13 protein-coding genes are annotated in these 17,078 nt (G+C 76.1%); 7 read left to right on the top strand and 6 right to left on the bottom strand.

The window, feature by feature from the left end:
* Window positions 1-55 precede the first annotated feature (55 nt).
* Genes ABZW14_RS31790 through ABZW14_RS31775 form a run of 4 tightly spaced genes read left to right on the top strand, consistent with a single transcriptional unit; the run spans window position 56 to window position 4,640 of the window.
* Entirely contained in the window at window positions 56-1,696 is a 1,641-nt protein-coding gene (locus ABZW14_RS31790) for a hypothetical protein (RefSeq protein WP_355354065.1), read from the top strand.
* The gene (locus tag ABZW14_RS31785) at window positions 1,693-3,159 is read left to right on the top strand and encodes an NADH-ubiquinone oxidoreductase-F iron-sulfur binding region domain-containing protein (protein WP_355354062.1); all 1,467 of its coding nucleotides are present in this window, start codon (window positions 1,693-1,695) and stop codon (window positions 3,157-3,159) included. Before ABZW14_RS31790 ends, ABZW14_RS31785 begins: the two co-directional genes overlap by 4 nt.
* Before the next feature lie 21 nt (window positions 3,160-3,180).
* Complete coding sequence (locus tag ABZW14_RS31780; RefSeq protein ID WP_355354059.1) at window positions 3,181-3,756, top strand: redoxin domain-containing protein; 576 nt, start codon at window positions 3,181-3,183, stop codon at window positions 3,754-3,756.
* Window positions 3,753-4,640, top strand: a complete 888-nt coding sequence (locus ABZW14_RS31775; RefSeq protein ID WP_355354056.1) for a cytochrome c biogenesis CcdA family protein — start codon at window positions 3,753-3,755, stop codon at window positions 4,638-4,640. Before ABZW14_RS31780 ends, ABZW14_RS31775 begins: the two co-directional genes overlap by 4 nt.
* On the opposite strand, the gene serS is transcribed toward ABZW14_RS31775, so the two are convergent.
* The 4 genes from serS to ABZW14_RS31755 form a co-directional block, all read right to left on the bottom strand.
* Window positions 4,624-5,910, bottom strand: a complete 1,287-nt coding sequence (gene serS, locus ABZW14_RS31770; protein WP_355354053.1) for a serine--tRNA ligase — start codon at window positions 5,908-5,910, stop codon at window positions 4,624-4,626. The two genes, ABZW14_RS31775 and serS, sit on opposite strands and share 17 nt — an antisense overlap.
* A 93-nt stretch (window positions 5,911-6,003) precedes the next feature.
* A complete protein-coding gene (locus tag ABZW14_RS31765; RefSeq protein ID WP_355354159.1) occupies window positions 6,004-7,077 on the bottom strand; it encodes a MerR family transcriptional regulator in 1,074 nt (357 codons plus the stop codon).
* Between the two features lie 47 nt (window positions 7,078-7,124).
* Entirely contained in the window at window positions 7,125-8,300 is a 1,176-nt protein-coding gene (locus ABZW14_RS31760; RefSeq protein ID WP_355354050.1) for a saccharopine dehydrogenase NADP-binding domain-containing protein, read from the bottom strand.
* A 53-nt stretch (window positions 8,301-8,353) separates the two neighbouring features.
* On the bottom strand, window positions 8,354-8,779 hold the full coding sequence (locus tag ABZW14_RS31755) for a hypothetical protein (RefSeq protein WP_355354047.1): 426 nt from the start codon (window positions 8,777-8,779) through the stop codon (window positions 8,354-8,356).
* 164 nt (window positions 8,780-8,943) lie between these two features.
* Between ABZW14_RS31755 and ABZW14_RS31750 the strand changes: the two genes are divergently transcribed.
* The gene (locus ABZW14_RS31750) at window positions 8,944-11,952 is read left to right on the top strand and encodes a LuxR C-terminal-related transcriptional regulator (RefSeq protein ID WP_355354044.1); all 3,009 of its coding nucleotides are present in this window, start codon (window positions 8,944-8,946) and stop codon (window positions 11,950-11,952) included.
* 12 nt (window positions 11,953-11,964) lie between these two features.
* Here ABZW14_RS31750 and ABZW14_RS31745 read toward each other — a convergent pair whose 3' ends face one another.
* Both ABZW14_RS31745 and ABZW14_RS31740 read right to left on the bottom strand, forming a co-directional pair.
* Window positions 11,965-12,516: a thioredoxin domain-containing protein gene (locus tag ABZW14_RS31745; RefSeq protein ID WP_355354042.1), complete on the bottom strand. Its 552-nt coding sequence runs from the start codon at window positions 12,514-12,516 to the stop codon at window positions 11,965-11,967.
* Window positions 12,517-12,619: 103 nt separating this feature from the next.
* The gene (locus tag ABZW14_RS31740) at window positions 12,620-13,297 is read right to left on the bottom strand and encodes a BON domain-containing protein (RefSeq protein WP_355354039.1); all 678 of its coding nucleotides are present in this window, start codon (window positions 13,295-13,297) and stop codon (window positions 12,620-12,622) included.
* 209 nt (window positions 13,298-13,506) lie between these two features.
* Here ABZW14_RS31740 and ABZW14_RS31735 point away from each other — a divergent pair, with 209 nt between their 5' ends.
* On the top strand, window positions 13,507-16,218 hold the full coding sequence (locus ABZW14_RS31735) for a cellulose binding domain-containing protein (protein ID WP_355354036.1): 2,712 nt from the start codon (window positions 13,507-13,509) through the stop codon (window positions 16,216-16,218).
* Window positions 16,219-16,316: 98 nt separating this feature from the next.
* Complete coding sequence (locus ABZW14_RS31730; RefSeq protein WP_355354033.1) at window positions 16,317-16,955, top strand: maleylpyruvate isomerase N-terminal domain-containing protein; 639 nt, start codon at window positions 16,317-16,319, stop codon at window positions 16,953-16,955.
* Window positions 16,956-17,078: the final 123 nt, after the last annotated feature.

Genomic DNA, 17,078 nt, shown 5'->3' with positions numbered 1-17,078 from the left:
GAGGTGATCCGGCCGTGCCGTCCGTCCGTACTGGAGAGCGGAGCAGGGTCGGCCGGTGGGGCGCCGCCGCGAGACGATCGAGGAGCAGATGGCCCGGGCACAGCAGAACGAGAAGGCGACGACCGTCCGGACCGCCACCAGCAGCCGTGGTGCCCGGACCATGTCGAGATCCGCGATGGTGGCGCTCACCGCGTCCGGGCTCGCCGTCGCGTGGGCCGGCCTCGAACTGGCCGGCGCCGGCACCGTCATGTACTCGTACGGATTCTTCTTCACCGAGTTCTTCGCCGGGGTCGTCGCCCTGGTCTCGCTCAGCCTCACCGTCATGCTGGGTCTGCTCGCCACCGACCGGCTGGTGCTGCTCATCCGGCACCGGGTGCTGCTTCAGTCGGCGCACCGGGCCACCGGCATCCTCGGCGTGGCCGGGCTGGTGTGCCACGTGATCACCAAGGTCGCGATCGGCCGCGCCGGGCCGACCGACGCGGTGGTGCCGTTCGTCGCCGGCCGGGGCCTCTACGTCGGGCTGGGCACCGTGGCCGCGCTGCTGATGGTCGGCGTGCTCTGGACCGGCATCGTCCGGGTCCGGTTCGCCGGCGCGGGTCCGCGGTGGATGTGGCGGGCCCTGCACTCCATGGCGTACGTCTCCTGGCCGTTCGCGCTGGTCCACGGGCTCAACGCCGGCCGGGCGGCGAAGACCTGGGTGGTGCTGAGCTATCTGGCCTGCGTGCTGCTCGTGGTGGTGGCGCTGCTGGTCCGTCTCTCCGTCCACCTCGGCAAGCGCAGCCGGGAGCAGCACCAGGCCGCCGCGCTCAACCAGGCGATGGCCGGCAAGGGGGAGGAGCGCACCGGCCTGCTCGCCGGGCTGACCCGCCGCCGGGCCGCCGCCAAGGAGGACGGCCGGGGCCGCGAGGGTCGCTGGGCAGGGGCCACCGCCACCTGGACGGCGCCGGCCGGCACGGCCCGGCGGCGCGATCCCGAGCGGTTCGCCGTACCGGTGGTGCCGGAGCCCGGCACGTTGCGCGAGCCGGTCCGCGCGGCGGCCGGCCGGCGGCGCGCCGAGGCGCCGGTCTCCCCGGCCCGGCGCCGGGACGCGGAGCCGGCAGCGGTCGCCCGGCGTCGCGAGGAGCGCGAGACGGTGGCCGGGCGTCGCGACGACGAGCGGACCGGCCGCCGGTACCGGGACGAGGAGGGGCGGACCGCCCGCCGGTCGCGCACGGAGGAGACCGCCGCCCGCTACTCGGCCCCGCCGGAGAGCGAGGGCCGGCACTCGGCGCCGCCGGACACCGGCACCCGCTACTCCACCCCGGCGGAGGTCGCCCGCTACTCGGCCCCGCCCCGCCGGACCGACGAGCCCGAGGAGCCGTGGGACAGCCCGCGCCGCTGGGAGAGCCGGCCGGTCTCCGGCGAGCCCGTCTCGGCCGGTCCGATCTCGGGCAGCCCGATCTCCTCGGCGCCGCGCAGCGGCAGCGGCCGGCACAGCGCGGAGGAGGACCTGCCGGAGGAGCCGGACTACTGGCGCCCGCCGGCCCGCTACGCCCCCGACGACGCCTTCGTCGACGACACCCCGACCCTCGTCGACCTCGCCTCCCGGCGGGCCATGCGAGCCTCCGGCGAGAGCCGGTCCAGCCGGCGCAAGCGGGCCAACGCCGACGCCGTGGACGGCGCGTACTGGGCCGGGCTGCGGGGTGAGGCCAAGTGATGCGCACGACCGTGCCGCCGGTGGCCTGCGTCGGCGAGCCCCGGCTCACCGCCGGCTTCGCCGAGTTCGGCCGGCTCGACCTGCTGGCACACGAGGAGGTGCACGGCCCGATCGGGCCGGTCGAGCCGGCCGCCCTGCTCCGGCTCGCCGAGGCGATCGACCTCAAGGGCAAGGGCGGGGCCGGCTTCCCGTTCGCCCGCAAGCTGCGTGCCGTGCTGGAGTCCTGCGAGCGGCAGGACCTGGCCGCCGTGGTGGTGGTGAACGCCACCGAGGGGGAGCCGGCGAGCTGGAAGGACAAGGTGCTGCTCACCCGGGCCCCGCACCTCATCCTGGACGGCGCCGCGCTGGCCGCGTACGCGCTGGACGCCGAGGAGATCGTGATCGGGGTGGCCGACGACGACGTGGGCCGGCCCTCGCTCACCGAGGCGTTGCAGGAGCGCCGGATGCCGGTGCCGACCACCATCGTCACCGTGCCGCACCGGTTCATCTCCGGTGAGGGTGGCGCACTGGTCAACGGGATCAACGGGCTGCCGCACATCCCGCCCGGCACCAAGAAGCGCTCCAGCGACTCCGGAGTCGGCGGGCTGCCCACCCTGCTCTCCAACGCCGAGACGTACGCCCAGCTCGCCGTCGCCGCCCGGATCGGCCCGTACGAGTACGCCGCGCTCGGCACCGACGACGAGCCGGGCACCGTGCTGCTCACCGTCACCGGGGCGGCCAAGCGGCCCGCCGTGGTGGAGTGCGCGGCCGGGACCCCGCTGCGGGAGATCCTGGAGCTCTGCGAGGTGCCCGAGGGGCCGGGCATCCTGATGGGCGGCTACCACGGCAAGTGGATCACGCCGGAGGCGGCGGACCGGGCCGAGATCTCCCGCAAGGGGCTCGCCGCGGTGGGCGGCGCGCTCGGCGCCGGCATCATCGTCCCGCTGGGCCGCGACACCTGCCCGCTCGGCGAGGCCGCTCAGGTGGTCCGCTACCTGGCCGGCGAGTCCGCCGGGCAGTGCGGCCCGTGCAAGATGGGCCTGCCCGACCTGGCCCGCGCCGTCGACCTGGCCGTCTCCGGCAGCGCCCCGATCGAGGTGGTCCGCGCGGCGGCCGGCGACGTGAAGGGGCGCGGCGCGTGCAGCCACCCCGACGGCACCGCCCGGTTCGCGCTGTCCGCCATGGAGGTGTTCGCGGAGGACCTGCGGCTGCACGCCACCGGCGAGGGCTGCGGCAAGCGGGTCAAGGGCGTCATGGGCCTGCCCGGCGCCCCCGACGCCAACCCGCGCAGGCTCACCCTCGACTGGTCCCGCTGCGACGGGCACGGCCTCTGCGCCCACGTCGTGCCGGACTTCATCCGGCTCGACGGCAACGGTTACCCCGCCTTCCCCGCCACCCCGGTGCCCACCTGGCTGCGGGAGGGCGCGCTCAAGGCGGTCAAGGTCTGTCCCGAACTCGCGCTCCGGCTGGTCAAGGCCGAGTAGCCCAACCCGGAGGAGACGCGGATGATCCCACGTACCACCCGCCGCCTGGCCACCGCCGCCGTGCTGGCCGTCACGCTGCCCGGCGCGGTGTCCTGCGCGGTCGGGCCGGAGCCGGCCACCCCGGTCGGCGCGGTGGCCGCCGCCCCGGCGGCCTCCGCGCCGCCAGCCGCCCCGGTGGTCCCGGCCCGCGTGCCGGAGACCCTGTCGTTCACGGCGAAGACCCTCGACGGTACGGCGTTCAGCGCCGCCGCCCTGGCCGGGAAGCCGGTGGTGCTCTGGTTCTGGGCGCCCTGGTGCGCCACCTGCGCCAGCCAGGCGTGGACGATCGCCGAGATCGCACCGAAGTACCGGGACACCGTGCCGATCGTGGGCGTCGCGGGGCTGGGCGAGCAGAAGGCCATGAAGGAGTTCGTCAGGGAGTTCGAGCTGGCCGGCACTCCGCAGCTCGACGACCGGGCCGGCGTGCTGTGGCGGCGGTTCGAGGTGGTCGAGCAGAGCACGTTCGTGGTCGTCGACCGCGACGGCCGGGTGGTCCACCAGGGCTTCCTGGACGGGGAGTCGCTGACCCGGCAGGTCGACGCGCTGGCCCGGGGATGACCGGCGGGCTGCTGCTCGCGCTGACCGCGGGCATGCTCGCCGCGGTCAACCCGTGCGGCTTCGCCATGCTGCCCGCGTACCTGTCGCTGCTGGTCGCCGGCCCCGCCGACGGTCGCGGCGCGGTCGGCCGCGCGCTCACCGCCACCGCCGGGCTGACCCTCGGGTACGCGCTGGTCTTCGGCACCTTCGGGCTGGCCGTCGCCCCGCTGGCCGACTGGCTGCGCCCCCGGCTGCCCTGGCTCACCGTGATCCTCGGCGTGCTGCTGGCGCTGGCCGGCGCCTGGCTGCTCGCCGGCCGGCGGCTGCCCGCGCCGCGCCCGTTCGCCCGGGCGCCCCGGCTCACCCGCACCTGGCCGGCCATGATCCTGTTCGGGGCAGCGTACGCGCTGACCTCGCTGACCTGCTCCATCGCGCCGTTCCTGGCGATCGTGGTGACCAGCCTGCGGGCCGGCTCGACGCTGCGCGGGCTGGCGCTCTTCGGCGCGTACGCGATCGGGATGGGCCTGGTGGTCGGGGTGGCCGCGCTCGGCGTGGCATTGCTGCGCGGCCGGCTGGTGGCCCGGCTGCGCGGCGCCGGCGCGTGGGTGCCCCGCCTGAGCGGCCTGGTGCTGCTGGTCGCGGGCGGCTACGTCGCCTGGTACGGCTGGTACGAGGTGCGCCTGGCCCAGGGCCACCACGACGCCCTCGGCGACCCGATCGTGCGCGCGGCCGCCCAGGTGCAGCAGGCTCTGGTCCGCGTGCTCGACACGGCCGGTCCGGCCCTGCTCGCGGCCATCCTGGCGCTGCTGCTGCTGCTGCTCGCGGCCGGCCTTGGCCGGCGACGACGGCGGGGGCCGGACGGGCCGACCCCCGCCGCGCGTCAGGCGGTCAGCGGACCGGGGTGAGACGGTCCGTGCCGAGCTTGTCGCGGAGCACCTCGGGCACCACGACCGAGCCGTCGGGCTGCTGGAACTGCTCCAGGATGGCCGGGAAGAGCCGGCTGGTGGCCAGCGCCGAGCCGTTGAGGGTGTGCACGAAGCGGGTCTGCTTGCCGCCCGGCTCCCGGTAGCGGATGGCCGCCCGGCGAGCCTGGTAGTCGCCGCCCCAGGAGACCGACGACACCTCCTTGTACTTGCCGGTGCTCGGCATCCAGACCTCGACGTCGAGGGTCTTCTTCATGGCGGCGCTGGAGTCGCCCGCCGCGAGGAGGCTGGTCTGGAAGTGCAGGCCCAGCTTCTCGACCAGGCCCTCGACGTGGCCGACCATGGCCTCCAGCGCGGCGCCCGCCTGCTCCGGCAGGGTGAACTGGAAGATCTCCACCTTGTTGAACTGGTGGCCGCGCACCGTGCCGCGCTCGTCGGAGTGCGAGCCGGCCGCCTCGCGCCGGTAGCACGGGGTGTAGGCGAACGCCTTCAGCGGCAGCTTCGCGGTCTCCAGGATCTCGTCCTGGAACGCGCCGAGGATCGCCGTCTCCGCGGTGGGCAGCAGGAACTGGCCGCGCGGGGCGGACTGCTTGTCCAGGTGGTAGACGTCGTCGTAGAACTTCGGGAACTGGCCGGCCGCGAAGCCGGCGCTGTCCAGGAGCAGGTGCGGCGGGAGCAGGAACTCGTAGCCGGCCTGGATGTTCTGCTCGATCAGCCAGTTGACCAGCGCCCACTCCAGCCGGGCGCCGAGGCCCGTGTACATCCAGAAGCCGGAGCCGCCGAGCTTCACCCCGCGCTCGTGGTCGACCAGACCGAGCGCCCGGCTCAGCTCCACGTGGTCCCGGACCTTCTCGACGGCCGGCGGCTCGCCGAAGGTGCGCACCACCCGGTTGGCCTCCTTGCCACCGGCGACCACGTCGTCGGCGGGCAGGTTGGGCAGCTCGCTCATGGTGGTGCGCAGCCGGGACTGCACCTCGTCCAGCTGGGACTCCAGCTCGGCGAGCTGCTTGCGCTCGGCCTCCGGCGCGACCGGCTCCGGCGTCGCGCCGGACCGCTTCGCCTCCGCGTACGCGCGCGCCTCGGCCTTGCGGCGCTGCCGCTCGGCGTCGATCTCCGTGATGAGGGCGCGGCGTTCCTGGTCGAGCCGCTGGATGTCGTCCAGCGCCCGGTTGACCTCGGCGGGATCCAGTCGCTTCGCCAGCGCGGTCGCCACCGCCTCGCGATCCTTCCGGATCAACTCCATGTCGAGCATGCTGCTCCGTACGCCTCCGTCCAGGCAGTCAGGTGGGACCACCAGATGCTACCGTCGCGGCCCGTTCCGCCCGCCCCGCACCCGGACGACCGGTCAGAGGCGCACCGGCATGAGGATGGAGAAGACGTCCTCGTCGTCGGGGCGACGCACGGCCAGCGGGGCGATCGGCCCGTCCAGCTCCAGCACGAGCTGGCCCCGGCCACCGGCGTTCAGGGCGTCGAGCAGGTACTCCCGGTTCACCCCCACCCGCAGGCCGTCCGGTGCGTCCGGGCCGAGCACGCACAGCCCGCCGCGGTCGTCCAGGCCGAGCACCACCACCTCGTGGTCGGTCCCCGCGTACTCGCGGAGCAGCACCGGAGCCCTCTCGGCGGTGAGCGCCCGCCGCAGCGCCGGAACGTCCACCGGGATCCGGTGGGTGGGTGCGGCGCCGACCTGCCCGTGCAGCAGCCGCCGGAAGTCCGGGAAGTCGTACGGGAGCGCCGCGGCGGTCACCGGCCGGCCGGCCACCGTGGCCACCACCCGGTCCGGGGCCACGGTGAGGTGCACCTCCGGGGTGATCCCGGCGCCGGTGTCGAGCAGGGCGCGCAGCTCGTCCACCGCGTCCACCGGCAGCAGCGCGCGGACGGGCGGGCCGTCGATCTTCCCGCCGACCCGCGCCACGGCGAGCCGGTGCCGGTCGGTGGCGACCAGCCGGACGCCGTCCGGTTCGACCTCCAGCAGCACGCCGGAGAGCACCGGGAGCTCCGGGTCGCTGCCGACGGCGAACCGGACGGCGTCCACCGCGGCGGCCAGGTCGGCGCGGGACAGCACGAGTCGGGTGGTGGTCACGGGGGTCTCCTCCGGGTCGATCAGGGTGCGGATCCGGGAGAGCTCACGGCGGGCGTCGGCGAGACCGTCCTCCAGGCGGCGCAGGTGCGCGTCCAGCAGCCGGTGCACCATGGCCGGCCGGTGCCGGTGCCGTAGCGCCTCGGCGATCCCGGCGAGCGGCATGCCGACGCGGCGCAGCCCGGCGACGAGACGGGCCGGGGCCACCTGGTCGTCGGTGTACCAGCGGTAGCCGGTCGCCGGATCGACCAGCGCCGGCACCAGCACGCCGGACCGGTCGTAGAACCGCAGCGCGCTCACCGTCAGGCCGCTGGCCCGGGCCAGTTCGCCGATGCTGCGCAGTTCGCTCTCCACGACGCCGGATCCTGGGCCCTCGACCCGGTCGAGGGTCAAGCGCCCAGCACCCGGAACGTGATCCCGGCCCGGACCAGCCGGTCGAGCAGGGCGTCGCCCATCGCGGTCACCGGGGTCACCTGCCCGGCGGTCGGGGGCAGGTCGTCGAGGGCCAGGCAGAGCGCGGACTCGGCGAGCATCTTGGCGGTCTCGTCGTAGCCGGGGTCGCCGCCGGCCACCTCGGTGCGTACGGTCCGGCCGCCGCCGGAGCCGACGAACCGGACCCGGAACCACGACTTCGCCCGCTGCTCGGCGCTCGGCCCCTGGCCGGAGGAGAGCCGCCCGAGCAGCCAGCGCCGAGACGGCGGCAGCTTCACCAGCCCGACCACCCCGGCCAGGCCCACCCCGGCCACGAGCACGGTGGGCAGCCGCTTCATCGCCGCGAAGTGCCGGTAGCGGAAGTCCGGGCCGTACTCCGGCCGGGCCGCCGCCGACCGGCGGACCACCTGCGGGTCGATGGTGGGCAGCGGCACGGCCCACTGGCCGAACTCGCGGACCCGGCCGACCCGGCCGGGCACCGCCCGGACCCGGCGGCCCTCCGGCCGCGGCTCGACCGCCTTGCGCGCCGTGGCCGCCCGCCGCATCTCCCCGGTGCGGGAGAACGCGGTCAGCGCCGAGTGGTACGTCCCGGCGGAGAACCGCCCGCCGGCCCGAACGTAACCGTCCACGGTGACCGGCCCGTCGGCGCGCAACTGCTTGACGGTGTACCAGACGCCCAGGTCGTGCGGGATCGAGTCGAAGCCGCAGGCGTGCACCAGCCGCGCTCCGGTGCGCACCGCCTCGGCGTGGTGCCGCACGTACATGAGGTCGACGAACTCCGGCTCGCCGGTGATGTCGAGGTAGTCGGTGCCGGCGGCGGCACAGGCCGCGACCAGCGGCTCGCCGTGGTGGATGTACGGGCCGACGGTGCTGGCGACCACCCGGGCGCTCTCCGCCACGGCGCGCAGCGACGCCGGGTCGGTGACGTCGGCGGTGAGCAGCGGCAGCTCGGCCAGACCCGGCGCGATGGCGGCCAGCCGCTCCCGCACCCCGGCCAGCTTGCCCGGGTTGCGGCCGGCCAGCGCCCAGCGCAGTCCGTCCGGCGCGTGCCGGGCCAGGTACTCGGCGGTCAGGCCGCCGGTGAACCCGGTGGCGCCGAAGAGGACGAGGTCGTACGGGCGGTCGTCGCGCATCCGCCGAGTGTGCCATCCCCGGCCGCCCGGATCACGGGATGACGAGGGCCGGCTCAGCCCGGCCGGTCCAGCCGGGACCGGTCCGCCCGCAGCACCTCCCCGGTCTCCACGAGCTGTTTCGTCTCGCGCAGCACCTGGCGGAGGAACCGGCCGGGGTCGTCGCCGACCAGGTGGGCGGCCAGCCCCGGCAGTGCCGCCCCGCCGGCCGGCAGCCGGGCCGCCAGCTCGGTGCCCCGCCCGCCGGGAGCCGGGCGCGAGGACAGCTCGACCGCGCCGCCGAGCCGCCGCAGCGGGTCCGGCGGGCGCCCGGGCGGGAGCACCTCCTCGGGCCGGCCGGCCACCGTCACGACCTGCCAGCGCCGCGGGTCGGGCGCGGCCGCGGCCGGTCGGCGCCGGTGCCGGTGCCGGTGCCGGTGTGCGAGCGCACCCGCCGCCGCGACGGCGAGCCCGCCGCCGGTCAGCCGCACCAGCCGTCCCACCCGACCCTCCCGTCGTCCGGGGTCCCGGGCGGCCGGCTTCCGTGCGGCCGGCCGCCCGCGTGCCTCCAGCCTGCGGCCGGGTCGGGTGACCGGGGCTCGCCCCGAAGGGGTGAACCGGCCCGGGCCGGGTAACCGCTGCCCGCACCGACCGGGGGAGGGGCCGCATGCCGCAGGAGGCTGACCGCGTCGAGGTCGCCGCGACACCGACCGACAGCACCGGGGCGACGGACGTCGCCGACCCGCCACCGCCCGTCCCGAGCGCCGTCGGCGCAGCGGGGGCCGGCGGAGCACCGGGCAGCGCCAACGCGGCGGGGATCGGCGGGGTGCCGGCGGCAGGCGATTCGGCGGGGATCGGCGGGGCGCCGGCCGGGGGCGGTTCGGCGGGCGGCCTCGGCGTGGTGGGCGCGCCGCTGCTGGCGTCCCGGCTGGCACCGGCCGCGCTGCCCGAGCCGGTGCTGGTCCGGCCCCGGCTGCTGGACCGGCTCGACCAGGGCGCCGCCGGGCCGGTCACCCTGGTCCTCGCACCCGCCGGCTGGGGCAAGACCACGCTGCTCGCCACCTGGGCCCGGTCCGTACGGGCCGAGCCGCCCCCGGCCTGGGTGACCGTGGAGGAGGGCGACACCGGCGAGCGGCTCTGGGCCTACCTGGCGGCGGCGCTGCGGGCGGCGGCCGAGGGCGTCCCGGACGAGGGGCCCCGGCCGCCGGTGCCGGACGGGCCGCCCCGGCCGGATCAGCTGGAGCTGCTCGCCGCGGCGCTCGCCGCCCGGGAGCGTCCGGTGCTGCTGGTCCTGGACGACCTCCACCGGGTGACCGACCCGGCCGCGCTCACCGGGCTGGAGTTCCTGCTCCGGCACACCGAGGGACGGCTGCGGCTGGTGGCCGGAGCGCGGACCGACCCGCCGCTGGCCCTGCACCGGTGGCGGCTGGCCGGGGAGCTGACCGAGGTCGGCCCCGGCGAGCTGGCGTTCACCCCCGACGAGGTGGCCGACCTGCTGGTCGCGCACGGCGTGCCGCTGCCGGCCGCGGCGGTGCCCCGGCTGGCCGATCGGACCGGGGGCTGGCCCGCCGGTCTGCGCTTCGCCGCGCTGGCGCTGCGGGCCCAGGCGGACCCGGCCCGCGCGGTCGACGCGTTCGCCGGTGACCGGCCGGACGTCGCCGGCTACCTGCGCGACGAGGTGCTCGCGCCACTGGACCCGGCCGCCCGGGACGTGCTGCGCCGCAGCGCGGTGGCCGCCGCGGTCTGCGGCGACCTGGCCGACGCGCTGACCGGGCGGCCCGACGCCGGCCAGGTGCTGGCCGACCTGGCCCGGGAGGGCGGCTTCGTCGAGCAGGACGGGGGCAGCCCGCCCTGGTACCGGTGCCACCCCCTCCTGGCCGACCTGCTCCGCGACGAGCTGGACCGGCTCCCCGCCGACGAGCTGCGCGAGCTGCACGGGCGCGCCGCCGGCTGGTACGCGGGCCACGACCGGCCGGCCGAGGCGCTGCGGCACGCGCTGGCCGGTGGCGAGTGGGACGCCGCCACCGAGCTGCTGATCGCCCGCTGGCCGGAGCTGGCGCCGTACGAGCGGGACCGGCCGGTGGCACCGGCCCCGCCCGAGCCGCCGGTCGAGGCGGTGCGCCGCGATCCCGAGCTGGCGCTGGCCGGCGCGGCCGAGCGGGCGTACGCCGGGGACGCCGAGGCGGCCGCGGTGCGGTTGCGGGCGGCCGCCGAGCACGCCCGGGACCTGCCCGCGCCGCGGCGGGACCGGTTCCGGCGGCTGGCCACCGCGGTGGAGCTGACCCTGGCCCGGCTCGTCGGTGACCACGACGAGGTACGCCGGGCGGCCGGGCGGTTGCTCGCCACCGCGGTGCCGACCGGCCCCGGGGACGACCCGCGTGCCGGGGCTGCGGAGGAGGCCGACGTGCGGGCGGTCGCCGGCGCCGCGCTGGGGCTGGTGGCGCTGGCCGAGGGGCAGCTGACCGAGGCGGCCGGGCACTTCTCCGGCGCGCTGGCGGCGGCGCGGCGGGCCGGCCGGCCGCGTACCGAGGTGGTCTGCGCCAGCCGGTCGGCCCTGCTGGACGCGGCGCACGGCGCGCTGCGGTCCGCCGAACGCACCGCCCGGGAGGCGCTGGCCCTGCCACCCTGCGAGGGCTGGTCCTCGCGGCTGGACTGCGGGTACGCGTACCTCACGCTGGCCCTGGTGGCCTGGGACCGGGACGAGCCGGCGGAGGCCGCGGCCCACCTGGCCCTGGCCGGTCCGGCGACCACGGAGCCGGGCGGTGCGGCGCTGGCCGCGCTCTGCCGGGCCGGCCTGCTGGCCGCCGGCGGTGACCCGGCCGCGGCGCTGCGCGCCCTTGCGGCGGCGCGGGAGACCGCGCCCGGCCCCGAGTTGGGCGCCCGGCTGGTGGCCGACGAGGCCGAGCTGCGCGCCGCCGTCGGGGACCTGAACGGCGCGCGTGCCCTGCTCACCGAGGCGGGAGCCGGCACGACCGACGCGGTGACCACGCCCGACCCGTCGCACCCGACCGCCCCGGAGCCGGGCGGCCGGGAGCCGGGCGGCCGGGAGCCGGGCGGCCGGGAGCCGGGCGGTGTGGGCGGTGGGCCGGCCGCCCTGGACGTGGCGCTGGCCCGGGTACGGCTCGGGGTCGGCGACGCGCGCGCGGCCGGCCGGGCGCTGCCCGACTGGACCGGCCCGGACGCGGACGCCTGGCCGTTGTCCGTGCGGCTCGCCGCCGGGTTGCTCGACGCGGTGCTGACCGGCGCGGCCGGTGACGATCGCCGGGCCGGGCGGATCCTGGAGCAGGTGCTCGACCTGGCCGAGCCGGAGGGCTTCCGGCGGGTGTTCACCCGCGCCGAGCCGGCCGTCCGGGACCTGCTCGCCGCGCACCTCGACGCCGGCACCGCCCACTGGGCGACGGTGAACGACCTGGTCCGTGGGGCCGACGAGCGGCGGGCCGACGAGTCGCCGGAGCGTCCGTCCGGCCCGGAGCGGACTTTGGACGAGCCGCTCACCGAGCGGGAGCTGACCATCCTGCGCTACCTGCAGAGCATCCTGTCCAACGTGGAGATCGCCGGCGAGCTGTCGCTGTCGGTCAACACGGTGAAGACCCACGTGCGCAACATCTACCGCAAGCTCGACGCGACCCGCCGGCGGGAGGCCGTCCGGCGGGCGCGTGAGCTGCGGCTGATCTGACGGTGTCCGGCGTCAGGCGTTCGCGGCGGCGTCCACGGCGGCCAGCAGCTCCGCCAGGTCGTACCCGCCGTCGTGACGCACCTCGTTGACGAAGAGCGTCGGGGTCGCGTCGACCCCGCTGCGGATGCCGCCGACGAAGTCCTGCCGGACCCGGTCGGCGTGGGCGTGCCGCCCGACCTCCGCGCCGACCTCGTCGGGCGGCAGCCCGAGCTGCTCCACGCCGAGCGACAGGTGCACCGGATCCAGCTGGTCCTGGTGCTCGTAGAGCCAGTCGTGCATCTCCCAGAACCGGCCCCGCCGGCCGGCTGCCTCGGCGGTCTCCGCGGCGCTCTCCGCGTACGGGTGGACGTTGGCGATGGGGAAGTGCCGGTAGACCAGCCGGACCGTGTCGGCGCGCTGGCGCAGCACCTCGGCCAGGTTGGTGTACGCGGCCCCGCAGAACCGGCACTGGAAGTCCCCGTACTCGACGAGGGTGACCGGCGCGTCGGCCGGCCCGCGGGCGTGGTCCGTCCCGGTCACCGGGAGCCGCAGCCGGGCGGTGGTGACCTGCAGTGGCGTGGTCATCGGGCCATCACCCGCCGATCCGGCGTGGCGTTCGGATCAGTCATGGTTCCCAGCCTCGCCCGCGCCCGGGTGAGCCGGGATCACCCGGCCCGGGTGGTCCGTGTCACCGGCCCACGGTCACGCGGTTCTGCACCTCCCGGATGCCGGGCGCGCTCCACACCACCCGTTCGATCTCCGCGCGCTCGCCGGGCGAGTGGACCAGCCCGTCCAGCAGCACCGTGTCGCCGTGCACCCGGACGCTGATCCCCTCCGCCTCGGTGGCGCCGCTGCGGGCCAGCGCGTCCACGATCCGCTCGGCCAGGTCGCGTCCGTCGGGGCGGGCGCTGGGCCGCACGGTGATGCCGTTGCTCACCCCGCGTACGCCGGTGAGCCGGGCGACGGAGCGCTCGGCGGCCCGGCGCTGGTACTCCCACTCGACCTCGCCGTGCAGGGTGACCCAGCCGTCGGCGACGGTCACGTCGAGCGCCTCGATGGGCACGAACGCGTCCCACTCCAGGGCCCGGCCGGCCGCCGTGGCGATCTCCGGATCGCTCTTCTCGGCCGAGGTGGCGATCCGGACGGCGATGTCGTTGGCGACCGCCCGCACCCGGGGCACCCGGTGCGCGGCCCGCTCGGCGGCCCACTTCTTGGCGTAGCTGTCCACCGAGCCGGCCAGGGTCACCACCCCTTCGGTGACGGTCACCCCGATCTCGGTGGGGCGTACCCGGGGCTCCCAGGTCAGCTCGTCGAGGACGGCGGTCTGGATCTCCTGGTCGGTGCGGGTGGTCGTCGCGGTGGCCATGCTGGCTCCCTCCCGGGGTCGGTTCGCGGTGCGCCGGGCTCCGCCACCGGCACGGAGTCCCGCAACCCCGATCCTGCGCGGACCCCGGGTGACCCGCCCTCACCCGATCCGGGTGGGAACGCGGGGCTTGGGAGCGCTTCCATCATCGACTAGTGTGAATATGCCTCGCCGCTCCCGTCCCACCACCGGGCAACCGAGAGGAACCGCCCATGCGCAGAAGTCTCGCCGGCGTGGCCGCCGCGGCGCTGGCCGCCACCGCGGCCGCCGTCGTGCAGTTCGCCGCCGCACCCGCCACCCCGGCCGCCGCCGCCTCGGCCGAGCAGTACAGCTGGAAGAACGTCCGGATCGACGGCGGTGGCTTCGTCCCCGGCATCGTCTTCAACCAGACCGAGAAGAACCTGATCTACGCGCGCACCGACATCGGCGGGGCGTACCGCTGGGAGCAGTCGACCCAGTTGTGGACGCCGCTGCTGGACTGGGTGGATGCCGACCGGTGGGGCTGGAACGGCGTGGTCAGCCTCGCCACCGATCCGGTGCAGACCAACCGGGTGTACGCCGCGGTCGGGATGTACACCAACGACTGGGACCCGAACAACGGGGCGATCCTGCGGTCCACCGACAAGGGCGCCACCTGGCAGGCCACCGCGCTGCCGTTCAAGAACGGCGGCAACATGCCCGGCCGCGGCATGGGCGAGCGCCTCGCCGTGGACCCGAACCGGAACAGCATCGTCTACTACGGCGCCGAGGGCGGCAACGGCCTGTGGCGCAGCACCGACTACGGGGTCACCTGGGCCAAGGTGACCAACTTCCCCAACGTCGGCAACTACCGGGCCGACCCGAACGACAGTTCCGGCTACCAGAGCCAGAACCAGGGCCTGACCTGGGTCAGCTTCGACAAGAGCACGGGTACGCCCGGCAGCGCCACCCGGACCGTCTACGTGGGCGTGGCCGACAAGCAGAACCCGGTCTACCGGAGCACCGACGGCGGCGCCACCTGGGAGCGGATCCCCGGCCAGCCCACCGGCTACCTGGCCCACAAGGGGGTGGTGGACCCGGTCGGCGGCTACCTCTACATCGCCACCAGCGACACCGGCGGCCCGTACGACGGCGGCAAGGGCGACGTGTGGAAGTTCACCCGCGCCACCGGCGCCTGGACCCAGATCAGCCCGGTCCCGTCGTCGAGCGCCGACGCCTACTTCGGCTACTCCGGGCTGACCATCGACCGCCAGCACCCGAACACCCTGATGGTGGCCACCCAGGTCTCCTGGTGGCCGGACGCCGTCTTCTGGCGCAGCACCGACGGGGGCGCCACCTGGACCCGGATCTGGGACTTCGCCGGTTACCCCGACCGCACGAAGAAGTACACCATGGACGTCTCCTCGGTGCCCTGGCTGACCTTCGGCAGCAATCCGTCCCCGCCGGAGGAGAGCCCGAAGCTGGGCTGGATGAACGAGTCGCTGGAGATCGACCCGTTCGACAGCAACCGGATGATGTACGGCACCGGCGCGACCATCTACGGCACCACCGAGCTGACGAAGTGGGACACCGGCGGCCAGTTCACCGTCCGGCCGATGGTCCGGGGTCTGGAGGAGACCGCGGTGCTCGACCTGGTCAGCCCGCCGTCGGGCGCGCCGCTGGTCAGCGCGCTCGGTGACATCGGCGGCTTCCGCCACACCGACCTGAACGCCGTGCCGCCCATGATGTTCACCCAGCCGACCTTCACCAGCACCACGAGCCTCGACTACGCCGAGACCAAGCCGGCCGTGCTGGTCCGGGCCGGCGACTTCACCGAAGCGGACCGCCCCGACGACAGCCACGTCGCGTTCTCCACCGACGGCGGGGCGAACTGGTTCCAGGGCAGCGAGCCGTCCGGGATCGACAGCGGCGGCACGGTGGCCGCCTCCGCCGACGGCAGCATGTTCGTCTGGGCACCGGGCGACGCCGGCCAGCAGGTGGTCCGCTCGGTCGGCTTCGGCACCTCGTGGACGGCGGCGACGGGCATCCCGGCCAACGCGGTCGTCGAGTCCGACCGGGTCAACCCGAACAAGTTCTACGGCGTCAGCGGCGGCCGGTTCTACGTCAGCGCCAACGGCGGCGCGAGCTTCACCGCCACCGCAGCGAGCGGGCTGCCCACCACCGGGGTCAAGTTCAAGGCCCTGCCGGGCCGGGAGGGCGACGTCTGGCTGGCCGGCGAGGGCGGGCTGTGGCACTCGACGGACTCCGGCGCGAGCTTCACGAAGCTGTCCGGCGTCACCTCGGCGGTCAACGTGGGCTTCGGCAGGGCGGCCCCGGGGCAGACGTACCCCGCGCTGTTCACGGTCGGCACCGTCGACGGCACGCACGGCGTCTACCGCTCCGACAACGCCGGCGCGGCCTGGGTGCGGATCAACGACGACCAGCACCAGTACGGCAACGCGGGCGAGGCGCTCACCGGCGACCCGCGCGTCCACGGCCGGGTCTACCTCGGCACCAACGGCCGGGGCATCCTGGTGGCGGACCGGCTCGGCGGCACGCCCGGCCCGACGCCCACCACGCCCGGCCCGACGCCCACCACGCCCGGCCCTACTCCGACCACGCCGGGCCCGACGCCCACCACGCCCGGCCCGACGCCGACCGGCATCGGCTGCACGGCCACCTACGCGGTGACCAACTCGTGGCCGGGCGGCTTCCAGGGCGAGGTGACGGTGCGCAACTCCGGCACCGCCCCGATCGCCGGCTGGACGGTGGCCTGGACCTTCCCCGACGGCCAGAAGATCACCCAGATGTGGAACGGGTCGTACACGCAGACCGGATCGGCCGTGACGGTCCGGGACGCCGGCTGGAACGGCAACCTCGGCGTCGGTGCGGTCACCACGGCCGGCTTCACCGGCACGTACACGGCCGGCAACCGCGCGCCGACGCTCTCCTGCACCGCCCGCTGACCCCGCACGCACGGTGGCCGTCCCCGGATGTCCCGGGGACGGCCACCGATCTTGGTCAGTACGCTCGGCCTCCCGAACGCGACGAGAGGGGTACGCCGATGCACCCGATCCGGACCGCCTACCTGACCGCCGCCCGCTCGGCCGCGGCGCTGCTCGCCGAGCCGGCCGTGGCCACCCGCTGGGACACCCCGAGCGCCCTCGCCGAGTTCCGGGTCGGCGGGCTGGCCGGCCACCTGGCCTTCCAGGTCCTCGCCGTACCCGGGGTGCTCGCCGAGCCGGTCCCGCCGGGCGAGCCGATCGGCCTGCTCGACCACTACGCCCGGGGCACCTGGATCGGCGCGGCGGTGGACGACGAGGTGAACGTGGGCATCCGCAGCTCCGGGGAGCGGGTCGCCGCCGACGGTCCCGACGCGCTGCGCGCGACGGTCGACTCCACGGTGGACCGGTTGGCCGCCGCGCTGGCGCTCGAACCCGCGGGACGGGTGGTGCACCTGGCCCGGGGACCGTGGTCGCTGACCCTGGACGACTACCTCACCACGCGGCTGATGGAGCTGGCCGTGCACTCCGACGACCTGGCGGTCAGCGTCGGCGTGCCCACCCCGGAGCTGCCGGCCGAGGTGCTGGACCCGGTCCTCGCCCTGCTCACCCGGCTGGCCGTACGCCGGCACGGGCAGCCCGCCGTGCTGCGCGCGCTCAGCCGGGCGGAGCGGGCCCCGGCGAGCGTCACGGCGTTCTGACACGGGCCGGCGGCGCTCCCGGTACCGGGAGCGCCGCCGGCCGCGCGGGGGGGGGGGGGGCGGGGACAGGGCGCGGGAAGGGAGATGAAACCACCTGAAAACACAGAACAAAAAACATAATAA

The organism is Micromonospora sp. NPDC004551 (assembly GCF_040609975.1).
Taxonomy (GTDB): domain Bacteria; phylum Actinomycetota; class Actinomycetes; order Mycobacteriales; family Micromonosporaceae; genus Micromonospora.
The sequence above is the reverse complement of the archived record's forward strand: the minus strand, read 5'-3'. Positions and strand labels throughout refer to the sequence as shown.